This is a genomic window from Streptomyces auratus, assembly GCF_050433025.1.
GTDB lineage: Bacteria > Actinomycetota > Actinomycetes > Streptomycetales > Streptomycetaceae > Streptomyces > Streptomyces sioyaensis.
Genome location: NZ_JBNGCB010000003.1, coordinates 2,214,632 through 2,227,500, shown reverse-complemented (window position 1 = coordinate 2,227,500; position 12,869 = coordinate 2,214,632). Strand labels below are relative to the sequence as shown.

The window sequence follows — 12,869 nt, the reverse complement described above, 5'->3', positions numbered from 1 at the left end:
GCACCGCCCTACCGGCCCGCAGCCGCACAGCCCGGACGCAGCCCCCCGCAGCCGGGCCGGAGTTCACTGTCCTCGGTTCAACTGACCGCCCGTACGGAAACGTCGACCTGGCCGAGAACCACACGCGCCGGCGACAGGCCCGACGCTCTCGGGCGCGAAGCCGGGAGTCACAGGGGCGTGCGTCAGCCCCTCCCGCACCCTCTCTCGCCTCAACCCGCCCCGCACGCCCCCGACTTCCGGTGCGACCGGCGCCGACCAGCCCCGAAGGCACAGCACACGGCCCGCCGGCAAGAGTGCCCGCCGCGACATGAGCGCCGGATCGGTGCGGCCAGACCGCGACTCAGCGGAATCCGAGCGGCTCTCAAGGGGGGCATGTGACGATGGAAGTTTCCGCCGAGATAAACCGGAAAACAATTCCCCCGCACTTCTCCGAAGAATTCGCACGTCAGGGCGCCCGGCGACATAATTCCTTTTTCCCACGGTGCAAATGGCCGGCAATCGTGTATTCTGCGTTCGCCATCCGGAAAGGCGGTAACCAGCCGTTCTTTCCAGCACTTTTCGGGCAGTGTCTTCTCCGGCACGGGACACGGCGCCCCACGTCGATGGCCACCGCCACGCCGGGACGGTCCGGCACCGGAACGACACATCGAACGAAGACGCGCCCGGAACCTCGGAAACACGACATGGGGGAGCGAAGAGTTCCGTGTTAAATGCGCGAAAGACCGCGACTGCCTTGATCTCAGCCCTCATACTCGCCTGCTCGGCCGGCACCGCAACCGGCGCCGCGCCGACCGACGCCACCGCGCCCGAGCAGACAACGGGCGGGACCTCCTACTACGTCGACTGCTCCTCGGGGGACGACGCCAAGAGCGGCACCTCGGCCGGCACGGCCTGGCGCACGCTCCAGAAGGTGAACAGCGTCGTCTTCCACCCCGGGGACAAGATCCTGTTCCGTAAGGGCTCCACCTGTCAGGGGCAGTTGGTCCCCCAGGGGTCGGGCTCCGACAAGAAGCCGATCGCGGTCGGGTCCTACGGATCCGGCGCCCGGCCGAAGCTGGTGGCCTCCGACGCGCGCGCCGCCGTCTACCTGCACAACGTCGAGGGCTGGGAGATCCGTGGCCTCGACATCTCCGACCCGGGCGGCAATGTCACCGACCCCCGTACCGGGATCTACGTCGAGCTGACGGACTTCGGCGTCGGTTCGCACTACGTCTTCGACGACAACTACGTGCACGACGTGGCCGGTTGTGACTGCACCAACCCGGGTCAGCCGGGCGGCGGGATCGTCTTCAACGCGACCGGTTCCGGGAAAGTCACCTCCTTCTCCGGCATCACCGTCACCGACAACACCCTGCGCGACGTGAGCGGTATCGGGATCGGGACGTCGTCGCTCTGGGCGCGCCGGGCGCTCTACCCGAGCGGGCCGGGGAGCGCCTACGGCCCCGACACCGGCATCGTGGTGGAGCGCAATCACCTCAGCCGGCTCGGCGGTGACGGGATCAACATCACCAACGGCCAGCACGCGATGATCCAGCACAACACCGTCGAGGGATTCGGCCTGAAGGCGACCACCGACCACGCGGGCATCTGGGCGTGGAACTCCGACTACACGACGATGCAGTACAACACCATCGGCGGCGGGGACGCGGGGAAGTTCGGGGCGTTCGCCTTCGACGTCGACGGCGCGGACGTCGGCGACCTGTACCAGTACAACGTCAGCCACGACAACGGCGGGTTGATGCTCATCTGCTCGGTCGAGGGGCTGCCGTCGGACAAGCCCACGATCCGCTACAACATCAGCCAGAACGACCGCGACGTGTCCGGTGGCGTGATCATCCTGGCCTGCACCAAGCAGACGAACATCTCGATCTACGGCAACACCGTCTACGCCCCTACGGCCGACACGATGTGGTGGAACATCAGCCCGGACACCCCGCTGGTCGCGAACAACATCTTCGTCGGCAAGCCCGGGGGCTCCGCGTTCAAGGACACCACCAGCACCTTCACCGGGAATCTCTACCAGAACATCTCGTCGGTCCCCGCCGATGCGCAGCGGGTGGTGGGTGACCCGAAGTTGGTCGACCCCGGCTCCGCGACGTCCATCGACGACGCCGCCGGGTACAAGCTGAAGAAGTCCTCGCCGGCGCTGGGCAGCGGCGTACGCCTGCCCCAGGACGCGGCGCGCGACTTCTTCGGCAACCGCGTCCCCGCCGCGCACCCGAACATGGGGGCGTACCAGGGGCCCGGGATGTAACCGGGGCGGACCGTACGCAGTACGGCGCAGGGGCGCCGTCCCCATGAGCGGGGCGGCGCCAGACCTTTCGCGTGTGGCCGGTGGGCATGCCCACCGGCCACACGCGTGTGTGCGCCATGCGGCGCCCGCCCAGCTCCGGACGGAGGTTGAATTAGTCGCTCCCTGACTAGTAACCTGGATACTATGACGTACAGGCGCTCAACGTTGGCTCTGGCGGTGCTCTCCCTGCTGGCCGAGGTGGACCACCAGCAGCAGCCCGGCATGCACCCCTACAAGATGCAGCGGTTGATGAAGGACCGCGGCAAGGGCGAAGTGGTCAACGTGGGTCAGCGGGCCAGCCTCTATCGCACCATCGACCGTCTGCACCGCAAGGCCCTGATCGAGATACGGGAGAGCAGCCGCGAGCACAACCGCCCCGAGCGGACGCTCTACGCGCTCACCGACGAGGGCCGTGCCGTGTGGCGCGACTGGATGCTCGACGCGCTGGCGGCTCCGACCCGCGAATACCCCGAGTTCCTGGCCGCCATGGCGTTCGTCCCCCTGCTGGAACCCGGCGAGGTGGCCGAACAACTGGAGAAGCGGCAGGCGAACCTCGCCACCGAACTGGCCCGGCTCGACACGCAGATCGCGGCGTCGGGTGAATGGGGCAGGCTGTTCACCCTGGAGATGGAGTGCATGCGGGCCACCACCGCCGCGGAGCTGGACTGGGTGGAATCGGTCATCGCAGATCTGCGCTCCGGGCGCATCAGCTGGACCAAGGAGTGGCTCGCCGCCATGGCGGCCGCCCACGACCGCCAGGGCGCCCCCACCCGCTAGGACGTTCACGCCCTGGGCGGGGTCCCGACCACGGCGCCGACGCGCCTTTCACACATGACGAAATGGGAGACCACAATGCCCGGTTTACCTTTGCATGTCATCATCATCGGCGCCGGTACGGGCGGGCTCTGCCTCGCGCAGGGCCTCAAGCGGGCGGGCGTCAGCGTCGCGGTGTACGAACGCGACCGCACCCGCCGCGACGGTCTGCAGGGCTACCGGGTCGGCATCGACGCCGACGGCAAGCGGGCGCTGCGGGCCAACCTGTCACCGGAGCTGTACGACACCTTCCTCACCACCTGCGCCCGGCGACCCGTCTACGGCAACCAGATGACGCATGAGAAGAAGTTCCTCTTCTCTGCCGGACCCGAGGTGCTGAAGGCGGAGGACCAGCCGTCGGAGGACGACGCCGACGAGTCGGTGAGCCGTATGACGCTGCGTCAGGTGCTGCTGACGGGGGTGGAGGACGTCGTCCACTTCGACAAGCGCTTCACCCACTACGAGCAGCACGACGACGGACGGGTCACCGCGTTCTTCGCGGACGGCGACTCGGCGACCGGCGATCTCCTCGTGGGCGCCGAGGGGGCCAACTCCGCCGTCCGCCAGCAGTATCTGCCGCACGCCAAGCTGGTCGACACCGGGCTGATCGGTATCACCGGCAAGACGCCGCTCACCGACGAGACCCGGGCGCTGCTGCCCAAGGAGGTGATGGAGGGCGTCACCATGGTGCACGGCCCCAAGGGGTTCATGTGCATCCTGCATGTGATGCGCTTCAAGTGGGACGAGGACGGCAGGCCGAAGCAGGGCATCGGCAGCACCGACGCGGAGGCGCTGCGCGCCTGGCCCGGGATGCTCTACGACAACAGCCGTGACTACATCATGTGGGGCTTCGCCGCGTCGGAGAAGTGGCTGCCGAAGGACGTCACGCAGATGCGCGGCGCCCGGATCCAGCAGCTGGTGCAGGAGAAGACCGCGTCGTGGCACCCCGACTTCCGGCGGATCTTCTCGCTCGGGGACCCGGACAGCAGCTTCCCGCTGGTGATCCGGACGTCCGAGCCGATCGACCCGTGGAAGCCCAGCACCGTCACGCTGATCGGTGACGCCATCCACACCATGACGCCGGGCCGCGGGGTGGGCGCCAACACCGCGCTGCGCGACGCCCGGCTGCTCACCCGCAAGCTGGTCGCCGCGAGCGGCGGCGAGCTGTCCCTGCTCGATGCGGTGGGCCAGTACGAGAGCACCATGACGTCGTACGCCTGGGACGCCGTCATCAAGTCCCGTGCGCAGATGGACGGTCACTCCGTCATGCACAAGGGTGATCTGATCGGCAACCTGGCCCGCACGGGGATGCGGACCGCGATGCGCACGATGAACCATCTGCCGCCGATGAAGCGGAAGATCGTCCTGGCGGAGAGCTCGTTTCGCGGTGCCGGCCGCGAGGACGAGGACTGACCCACCGGCCCGCCCCCCGGGGCGTGTCGTCCGGAACACGCGGGACCGCCGCGTGTTCCGGACGGATCACCCGGCCCGCGGGTCGCCGGGCTCCGGCTCCTCCTCCGGCGGCGGGAGCAGCGGCACCCCCACGAGCCATGCGGTGGAGTGCCCCAGGACGACCAGCAGGTTCAGCAGGGCGCGTGCCACGTCGCGCCACGGCGGCACGGCTGCCCCAGGGCATCCGCAGCGGTCAGTAGGCCGCGGTGACATGGAATATCTCGAACGGGCGGCCTCCGTCGTGGTCCCGGAACGGGCGCAGCGGTGAGGTGCTGTCGCGGTGCGCGGCGCCGGCCTCCCAGGTGCGGAAGGCGGCCACGTCACGCCAGCGACTGACGACCACGAAGACGCCGTCGTCGCCCAGTCCGCGCCACAGCTCGTTGCCGAGCATGCCCGCCACACCGGCCAGTTCCTTGCTGACCTGGTGGTAGGCGCTCTCGATCGCCTCGGGGTCCTCGGCGACGTGCCGGACGGTCACCCGGACCTCGTCGCTCATTCCACGGCCTCCCAGTCGTGGTGGGTGGCCGGCGCGCCCGGGTCCGCCGTGAGGTGGGCGACGACCGTCATCGTGGTCATCGAGCCATCGCTGCGGTAGGGGTGCAGATGGCGGCGGTGGTCGAGGTGGCGGCGGCTGGTCTCGAACTCCCGGAAGCGGGGCTCGTCCACCCAGTCGCTGACGATGTAGTAGACGCCTGCCTCGTCGAGGCTGCGGGAGAGCCACTGCCCCAGGTTGGCGGGGTGGGAGGTGACCGACGCGCCGACGTCCCGCCAGACCTTCTCGAAGTCCTGCTCCATGCCCGGCTTGATCTGCATGCGCAGCATCACCCGGAACGGCTGCGTCGCCGCGCCCATCAGGAGATCCCCCCGTCGACGGCGAGGGTGGCGCCGGTGACGTAGCTGGAGAGGTCGCTGGCCAGCCAGAGCACCGCCCCGGCGATCTCGTCCGGGGTACCGAGCCGGCCGAGCGCCGTCTTGGCGCCGTAGCGGGCGCGCATCGCCTCGGCCTGCTCCGGGCTCATCGCGTCCAGCGCCTCGGTCGCGATGACGCCGGCGGCGAGCACGTTGAAGCGCAGGCCGCGGGGGCCGAACTCCTTGGCCAGCGAACGGGTCAGGCCGCGCAGGGCCGCCTTGGTGGCGGTGTAGTGCGCGCGCAGCGGGATGCCGACCTCGGAGGACTTGGAGCCGAGGCTGATGACCGAGGCGCGTTCGCCGAGTATCGGCAGGGCGTGCTGGATGACCAGGTGGGCGGCGGTGAGGTTGGTGTCCATGATCCGCTGCCACTCGGCGAGCGTCAGGTCGCCGTAGGGCACATGGCTGATGGCTCCGGCGTTGTTGACGACGACGTCGAGGGTGCCGAACCGGTCGGCGCACTCCCGGAGCAGGCCCGCGATCTGGCCGGGGTCGGTGAGGTCGGCGCGGAGCACATGGTGGTTGCCGCCGGTCTCCTTCAACTCGCTCTCCAGGGAGGCGACGGCATCGCCCTCCTGGCGGTGGCAGGTGACGACGTCCGCCCCCGCCCGGGCCAGGGCCAGCACCACGGCGCGTCCGATGCCCCGGGTTCCGCCGGTGACCAGGGCCTTCTTACCTTCCAGGTGGAGTTGCACAGCAGCCTTCCCTTCGTGAGATGTGGTGGGAGACGGCGCGCCCGCTCACAGCAGCAGGCCGCATCCCAGGCAGTTGGCGAGCAGCGCGGCGACGGCGAGGACGCAGCGGCCGCGGTTCCACACCCCCCAGTGCGCGCGGGGGTCCCGGTCGGCGAAGTCCGGCGGCAGCGCCTCCGGGTCGAGCGACCGGATCCACCGGTTGACCGGCACGTTCCTGGTGACCGAGATGACCACGGCCGCCAGCACCAGCGGCACGCTCCCGCCGAACGCCCAGCGGGCCGCGGTCTGCGGTGCCCAGGCGGCGAGGAGGACGTCGCCGAGCACCGTGCCGAGGAAGCACACGGGCATGAACGGGTCGTAGCGGGTGGCGAAGAAGGCGTGGGCGTGGACGTAGCGCCGCGGCGGCAGGGCGGCCAGCAGGGGCCAGCCGCCGAGCTGGGTGCCCACCAGGACCCCCGCCGCCAGGCCGTTGGCGAGCAGGACCAGGGGCACGACGAGGGCCGTCACGTCCGCCCCTGCTCAGTGGGGAGCAGCGGTGCGCCGGGCGGCCGTCTCGATCTGCTCCTTGATGCGCCGCATCTGGGTGCCGCTGTTGGTGTCCAGCCGGGCGGTCATGGCGGCGTCGTCCATCGGCAGACCGGGCTTGAGCTCGAAGTCCTGGACCCAGCGCATGTGCACGCCGTCGTGTTCCTGGAGGAACTCCCAGTAGATCCACATGTACTTGAAGTTCCCGGTCTCCACACGGCGGGAGTGCACCACGTGGGCGACCGGGTCGCTGATCCGCTCCGAGACCCAGCTCCATGTCGTGCCGTTCGCGTCGGGGTGCAACGACAGCCGGAACCGGACGCGGTTGCCCTCCCGCTCCAGCACGGTGGCCTCCGCGTACTCGCTGTACAGCGTCGTCCACGAGGCGACGTCGTTGGTCATCTGCCACACCAGGGGCATGGGTGCGTCGATCACGATGGTGTTGTCGACGTGTCCGGACATGCTCAACTCCCCGCTTCGGTCAGTGCCTGGTTGACACAGGCCACGAAGGCGCCCGGGCTCGGCGCCTCCAGGGCCAGTTCGTCGGCGATGGGGACGCCCACCGCGCGCTGTACCTGGCTCGCCAGTTCCAGTACGGCGAGCGAGTCGTAGCCCAGGTCGGAGAACGTGACGTCGGCGATGTCCCCCGACAGGTCCACCGACTCGTCCACCCCCACGCTCTCCCGCATCACCACGCGCAGCTCGTCCAGCGTGTAGCCGCTCATGCCGTCTCCTCTCCTTCGTCGTTCCCGCCGGCCCCGGTCCGGCGCAGGACCATGGCCGAGGTGAAGCCGCCGTACCCGCGGGCGAGGACGACGGCGACCCGCAGTCGCCGGTAGCGCGGGGCCCCGGTGACCAGGTCGATGTCGTAGCCGGGCGCCGGGCGGGTGGTGCCCGCCGTGTGCGGGATGACGCCGTCGCGCAGCGCGAGCAGCGCGGTGGCCACGTCGAGTGCCGCGCCGCCGCCGTAGAGCCGTCCGGTGAGGGCCTTGGGCACCGTCACCGGCACCGCGTGCGGCCCGAAGACGGCGCCGATCGCCCGGGCTTCGGTGCGGTCGCGTTCCGGCACCCCGCTGCCGTCCGCGAAGACGACGTCGACCTCGCCGGGAGCGGTCCCGGCGTCGTCGAGGGCGCGTTCCAGCGTGCGCCGCAGGACCGGCGGGCGGGGCGAGCCCGGGGGCGGGTCGAAGCCGGCGGCGTAGCCGGCGATGACGCCGTACCCGGCGCCGGCCGGGAGGGACGAGGCATCCTGGGCGACCAGGATCGCCCCGCCCTCGCCCGGTACGGCTCCGCTCGCGTCCTGGTCGAAGGGGAGGTAGGCGCGGGCCGCGTCCTCCACCGTGGACAGGTGGCCGCCGGAGAGCTGGGCGGTCAGGCCGTAGGGGCACAGCGAGGCGTCCGTACCGCCGGTGACGACCAGTTGGACGTCGTCCCGCAGCAGGCGCCGGGCCTGGCCGATCGCGTCGAGCCCGCCCGCCTGCTCGCAGGCGAGCACCCCGCACGGCCCCCGCATCCCGTGCCGGATGGAGATCTGCCCCGTGGTGGCGGCGTAGAACCAGGCGATCGACTGGTACGCGCCCACCCACGAGGGGCCGTTGCGGTAGAGGCGTTCCATCTCGTGCTGCCCGAACTCGGTCCCGCCCGAGGAACTGGCCGTGACCACTGCCATGGAGTACTCGGGGAGCGCGGCCGGGTCGATGCCGGCGTCCGCCAGCGCGGCCTGCGCGGCCCACAGGGCCAGGTGGGTCCAGCGGTCGGTCTGCGGGACGAGCCGGCGCGGCAGCGTCTCCAGGGCGTCGAAGCCGGGTACTTCGCCGGCCAGCCGGACCGGGTAGGGCGAGGGGTCGAATCGGCCGAGGGCACCGATGCCTGTCTTGCCCGCCAGCACGGCCTGCCAGTGCGCGTCCGTTCCGAGGCCGGTGGGCGCGATCACGCCGATGCCGGTGACAACGGCTGCGCGGGGGGTGGTCACGGCCGCCCCCTTTTGGTGTGTCCCGTGCCCGGGCGGGCCAGCACGGTCGCGCTCTGGAACCCGCCGAACCCGCTGCCGACGCTCAGGATGGTGTGCATACGGTGCTCCCGGGCGGTCAGCGGCACGTAGTCGAGGTCGCACTCGGCGTCCCGGGTATGCAGGTTGGCGGTCGGCGGCACCACCTGCTCGCGCAGGGCGAGGGCGCACGCGGCGACCTCGAGGGACCCGATGGCGCCGAGCGAGTGCCCGATCATGGACTTGATGGAGCTGACCGGTATCTCGTAGGCGCGTGCGCCCAGGCTGCGTTTGAAGGCGGCCGTCTCGTGCCGGTCGTTCTGCCGGGTGCCGGAGCCGTGGGCGTTGATGTAGTCGACATCGGACGGCGCGAGGCGGGCCCGCCGCAGCGCGGTGGTGATCGCCTCGGCCATTTCGCGGCCGTCGGGGCGGAGTCCGGTCATGTGGTGGGCGTTGCTGCGGCTGGCGAAGCCGGCGATCTCCGCGTAGACCCGCGCGCCACGGGCCCGCGCCGCGCCGGCCCGCTCCAGGACCAGGACCGCCGCGCCCTCACCGAGGACGAAGCCGTCGCGGTCGGCGTCGAACGGGCGGGAGGCGTGCGCGGGGTCGTCGTTGTTGGGCGAGGTGGCCCGGATGGCGTCGAAGCAGGCCGAGGTGATGGGCGAGAGCGGCGCGTCGGTCGCCCCGGCGAGGACGACGTCGGCGGAGCCCTCCTCGATGAGCTGGGCGCCGTGCCCGACCGCGTCCAGGCCCGAGGTACATCCGGTGGAGACCAGCGCCACCGGCCCCTCCGCCGCCACCTCCCGGGCCACATCCACGGCCAGCGAGCTGGGCACCATGTAGCCGTAGAGGTGCGGCACGCCGTAGGTGTGGTCGACCAGCCAGTTCCGCCCGTCGTCGGACAGGACCTGGTACTCGCGCTCCAGGCTGGTGGTGCACCCCACGGCGCTGCCCAGGGAGACCGCCACCCGCCCGGGGTCGGCCGCCGGCATCCGCAGCCCGCTGTCCGCCAGGGCCTCGCGCACGCCGACGACGGCGAATTGCGCCGCCCGGTCCATCCGCCGGACCTCCTGGTGCGTCAGTCCGCACGCCCCCGGGTCGAAGTCGACCTCGGCGGCGATGCGGGAGCGGAACGCGGCCGGGTCGAAGCCGGTGATGCGCCGGGTGGCGGTGCGGCCGGCGGCCAGCAGCTCCCAGAACGCCTCCCGCCCGACGGCGCCCGGTGCCACCACCCCGATCCCGGTGATGACCGCCTTCTCAGCGCTCACCGGTCCGCCCGGACGTCGGGATGGGGCTCGGCGGCGGCGACGACGGGCTCGGTGTCGACGTGGCCGAGCTCGGGGCGCGGCGCCAGCGGCGAGAGGTGGAAGACGCCGGTGGCGGGCTCGTCCCCGACGTTCACCAGCCGGTGGCGCACCCCGATCGGCACGAACAGCGAGTCCCCGGCGGCGAGCGCGACCGGCTCGCCGTCCATCGTCATCTCCAGCGCACCGCTCACCACATGGAGGAACTCCTCGGAGTACGGGTGGTAGTGCTCGGTGACGACCTCACCCGGGGCGAGGTGCAGCACGCCGCCGAAACCGGACGTGCAGCCGACGGTCCGGGGGCTGAGCGTCACCCGGAGCTCACCGCCCCGGCGGCGGTTGGCGGCGACGTCGGCGGCGTTCAGCCTGCGGGGCAGCTCCGCGGTCACCCGATCCTCCCCTGCTCCGCCGTCCAGACGTAGAACGGGGACGCCATGGCATCCTTGGGTTCCTTCCAGCCGGGGTCGTACGGCGAGACGAACGCGGAGAGCCGGGTGTTGATGTCGGAGTAGAGCGGGTGGCTGCGCGCCCGGTAGAGGTTCGGGCCGATGTCCTCGTCCGCCTCGACGAGGTGGAAGTACAGGTCGTGGAAGGTGAACAGGGTCCTGCGGGACACGCCCACCATGTGCGGTAGTTCGGTCGCGTCCGACGCGCCGAAGACGTCCGCGATGCGCGCGGGGTCGTCGGTCTTCAGCCTGGCGACGATCAGCGTGCGGTGCACAGCGCCCTCCTCAGGGGTGCGTGGGCTCGTAGGCCGACCGTCGCAGAGCGGTCTGGAAGCCGGCTGGAGCTGACATCAAGCGGGTGTGGAGCCGGTGTCCGGTGGGGTGGCTGCGCTACCAGCCGACGATCCGCCCGCGGCGGAACAGCACCCCGGTGGGGCCGTCGTCGGGCAGCCCGAGGGCGGCCACGACGTCGTCGGCGGCGTCCCGCACGGTGCCCCGGGCGTCCGGCATCATCCGGGTCCGGGTGCGCCCGGGGTTGACCGCGTTGACGAGCACACCGGTGCCGCGCGTCGTGGCGGCCAGCAGCGTGGTGAGCCCATTGACCGCGGTCTTCGAAAGGGAGTAGCCGGGGGTGCCGGTGAACAGCCCTTGGGTGAACGTGCCCGTGCCGCTGGAGAGGAGGACCACCCGGCCCCAGCCGGCGCGGACCATGTCGGGCACGAAGGTCTGGCAGACCCGCCAGGCGCCCAGGACGTTGACGTCGAGGGTGGCGCGGACCAGGTCGACCGGGACCGTCAGCGGGTCGTACCCGGCGTCCAGCAGCACGCCGGCGTTGCTCACCAGCGCGTCGACCGGTCCGGCCGCGTCGCGGGCGGCCGCCACGCTCTCGGGCAGGGTCACATCGAGGGCTATTCCCATGGCGTGTGGCCCGGTTTCGGCGGCGGCGGCCCGTGCCGCGTCCCGGTCCCGGGCGGCGAGCACGACACGCCATCCGGCGCGGTACAGCGCCTGGGCGGTGGCCAGTCCGATGCCGCGGTTGGCCCCGGTGACCAGGGCGGTGCGGGGGGTCGTCACCGGTCTCCCCTCTGTACGACGGGTGGGGTGTACGGACGGGTGGGGTGTGCGGACGGGTGGGGTGTGCGGACGAGGTATGTGTCCGGGCGGAGCGGCGCCCACGATCCCCGCGCGGGCTCGACGCCCGGTGAGGCGGCGCCCACCTCGGTGCCCAGCGGTCTTCGAGCCCGCCACGAGCAGCGCGCCACACGATGGCCGCAACCGCGGCGGGAAGGGACGCACCGAGATGCGCTTGCTGTTCACCACCTGGGCCTGGCCGTCGCACCTGTACGCACTCGTGACACAGGCGTGGGCCTGCCGCGCCGCCGGACACGAGGTGCTCGTGGCCAGCCAGCCGGCGCTGGCCGAGGAGATCGGCCGGTGCGGGCTGCCGGCGGCCGTGGTCGGCCACGATGTCGACGCGGTGGCCATGGTGCGCCGTTATGTGATCGGCGCACCGCGGCCCGGCGCCGGCGGGGGCGGCGGCCCGCGGGCGGCGGAGATGTTCCTCGCGCACGCCGAGTCCATGACCGACGGGCTGGTCGCGCTGGCGGCCGGCTTCCGCCCGGACGTCGTGGTCTACGAACCGACCGCGCTGGCCGGCCCGTTGGCGGCCGCCGTGCAGGGGGTGCCGGCCGTGCGGCACCTGTACGGGACGGATCTGCTGGCCCGGGCGGGGAACGTGCTGCCCGGGCTGCTGGCGCCGCTGGCCGAGCGGTACGGGCTGGACGCCGTCGACCCGTTCGGCGCGCTGACCGTCGATCCCACTCCCCCGTCGCTACGGCCGGCCACCGCGCCGCCGGCCGTCCCGGTGCGGTATGTGCCGTTCAACGGCGGTGGCCGGCCGGTCACACTCCCGAAGACGGCCGGACCGCGGGTGTGCGTGACGTGGGGGCACACGATGGCGAAGCTGTCGGCCCGGCGGTTCCTCCTCCCCGAAGTGGTGCGGGCGCTGCACCCGCTGGGCGTGGAGCTGGTGGCGGCCGTCTCGGCGGCACAGGCGCCGCTGCTCGGCCGGCTGCCCGAGGGCGTGCGGGTGGTGGTGGACGCGCCCCTGCACGGCCTGCTGGACGCGTGTGACCTGGTGGTCGCGCACGGCGGCGCCGGCACCGTCCTCACCGCGCTGCACCACGGGGTCCCGCTGCTGCTCGTACCGCAGTTGCCGGACCACGCGGGGCATGCGGGGGCGGTCGCGGGCGTCGGTGCCGGGCGGCTGCTGCCGGCGGCGGACGCGACGCCGGAGCGGCTGCGGGAGGAGTGCCGGCGGCTGCTGGCGGACGGCGCCGTGCGCGCGTGCGCCCGTCGCCTTCAAGAGGAGATGCGTCGCCAGCCTCCGCCGTCCGCACGCGTCGGCGACCTGGTGTCCGCTGCCCGCCGGCCGGCGTGAGCGGC

Annotated in this window: 16 protein-coding genes; 4 read left to right on the top strand and 12 right to left on the bottom strand. The window is 71.9% G+C overall.

The window, feature by feature from the left end:
* The first annotated feature begins 733 nt into the window (after nt 1-733).
* The 3 genes from BKA18_RS29445 to BKA18_RS29435 all read left to right on the top strand — a co-directional run bounded on the left by BKA18_RS29445 (nt 734) and on the right by BKA18_RS29435 (nt 4,519).
* Nucleotides 734-2,254 (top strand): right-handed parallel beta-helix repeat-containing protein, encoded by a 1,521-nt coding sequence (locus BKA18_RS29445; protein ID WP_366045775.1) that lies wholly within the window; start codon nt 734-736, stop codon nt 2,252-2,254.
* Nucleotides 2,255-2,437: 183 nt separating this feature from the next.
* Nucleotides 2,438-3,070 (top strand): PadR family transcriptional regulator, encoded by a 633-nt coding sequence (locus BKA18_RS29440; protein WP_366045774.1) that lies wholly within the window; start codon nt 2,438-2,440, stop codon nt 3,068-3,070.
* Between the two features lie 75 nt (nt 3,071-3,145).
* A complete protein-coding gene (locus BKA18_RS29435; RefSeq protein ID WP_366045773.1) occupies nt 3,146-4,519 on the top strand; it encodes an FAD-dependent oxidoreductase in 1,374 nt (457 codons plus the stop codon).
* 66 nt (nt 4,520-4,585) lie between these two features.
* Here BKA18_RS29435 and BKA18_RS29430 read toward each other — a convergent pair whose 3' ends face one another.
* From BKA18_RS29430 to BKA18_RS29375, 12 genes are all read right to left on the bottom strand, one after another.
* On the bottom strand, nt 4,586-4,708 hold the full coding sequence (locus BKA18_RS29430; RefSeq protein ID WP_281424964.1) for a hypothetical protein: 123 nt from the start codon (nt 4,706-4,708) through the stop codon (nt 4,586-4,588).
* Between the two features lie 43 nt (nt 4,709-4,751).
* Nucleotides 4,752-5,054: an antibiotic biosynthesis monooxygenase family protein gene (locus BKA18_RS29425; RefSeq protein ID WP_006602363.1), complete on the bottom strand. Its 303-nt coding sequence runs from the start codon at nt 5,052-5,054 to the stop codon at nt 4,752-4,754.
* A complete protein-coding gene (locus BKA18_RS29420; protein WP_366045772.1) occupies nt 5,051-5,410 on the bottom strand; it encodes an antibiotic biosynthesis monooxygenase family protein in 360 nt (119 codons plus the stop codon). Before BKA18_RS29420 ends, BKA18_RS29425 begins: the two co-directional genes overlap by 4 nt.
* Nucleotides 5,410-6,162 carry an SDR family NAD(P)-dependent oxidoreductase gene (locus BKA18_RS29415; RefSeq protein WP_006602365.1) on the bottom strand — a complete coding sequence of 251 codons (753 nt, stop codon included), beginning with the start codon at nt 6,160-6,162 and terminating at the stop codon, nt 5,410-5,412. Before BKA18_RS29415 ends, BKA18_RS29420 begins: the two co-directional genes overlap by 1 nt.
* Nucleotides 6,163-6,207: 45 nt before the next feature.
* Complete coding sequence (locus tag BKA18_RS29410) at nt 6,208-6,669, bottom strand: anthrone oxygenase family protein (protein ID WP_366045771.1); 462 nt, start codon at nt 6,667-6,669, stop codon at nt 6,208-6,210.
* A gap of 12 nt (nt 6,670-6,681) precedes the next feature.
* On the bottom strand, nt 6,682-7,149 hold the full coding sequence (locus tag BKA18_RS29405; RefSeq protein WP_366045770.1) for an SRPBCC family protein: 468 nt from the start codon (nt 7,147-7,149) through the stop codon (nt 6,682-6,684).
* Nucleotides 7,150-7,151: 2 nt separating this feature from the next.
* On the bottom strand, nt 7,152-7,412 hold the full coding sequence (locus BKA18_RS29400; RefSeq protein ID WP_093486106.1) for an acyl carrier protein: 261 nt from the start codon (nt 7,410-7,412) through the stop codon (nt 7,152-7,154).
* On the bottom strand, nt 7,409-8,659 hold the full coding sequence (locus BKA18_RS29395; protein ID WP_006602369.1) for a ketosynthase chain-length factor: 1,251 nt from the start codon (nt 8,657-8,659) through the stop codon (nt 7,409-7,411). The genes BKA18_RS29400 and BKA18_RS29395 overlap by 4 nt, the downstream gene beginning before the upstream one ends.
* Nucleotides 8,656-9,942 (bottom strand): beta-ketoacyl-[acyl-carrier-protein] synthase family protein, encoded by a 1,287-nt coding sequence (locus BKA18_RS29390; protein WP_366045769.1) that lies wholly within the window; start codon nt 9,940-9,942, stop codon nt 8,656-8,658. The genes BKA18_RS29395 and BKA18_RS29390 overlap by 4 nt, the downstream gene beginning before the upstream one ends.
* Complete coding sequence (locus BKA18_RS29385) at nt 9,939-10,367, bottom strand: cupin domain-containing protein (protein ID WP_235447671.1); 429 nt, start codon at nt 10,365-10,367, stop codon at nt 9,939-9,941. Before BKA18_RS29385 ends, BKA18_RS29390 begins: the two co-directional genes overlap by 4 nt.
* Nucleotides 10,364-10,699: a TcmI family type II polyketide cyclase gene (locus BKA18_RS29380; RefSeq protein ID WP_366045768.1), complete on the bottom strand. Its 336-nt coding sequence runs from the start codon at nt 10,697-10,699 to the stop codon at nt 10,364-10,366. Before BKA18_RS29380 ends, BKA18_RS29385 begins: the two co-directional genes overlap by 4 nt.
* A 115-nt stretch (nt 10,700-10,814) precedes the next feature.
* Complete coding sequence (locus tag BKA18_RS29375) at nt 10,815-11,498, bottom strand: SDR family NAD(P)-dependent oxidoreductase (protein ID WP_366045767.1); 684 nt, start codon at nt 11,496-11,498, stop codon at nt 10,815-10,817.
* A gap of 226 nt (nt 11,499-11,724) precedes the next feature.
* On the opposite strand from BKA18_RS29375, the gene BKA18_RS29370 reads away from it, so the two are divergent.
* Nucleotides 11,725-12,864, top strand: a complete 1,140-nt coding sequence (locus tag BKA18_RS29370; RefSeq protein ID WP_366045766.1) for a nucleotide disphospho-sugar-binding domain-containing protein — start codon at nt 11,725-11,727, stop codon at nt 12,862-12,864.
* Nucleotides 12,865-12,869: the final 5 nt, after the last annotated feature.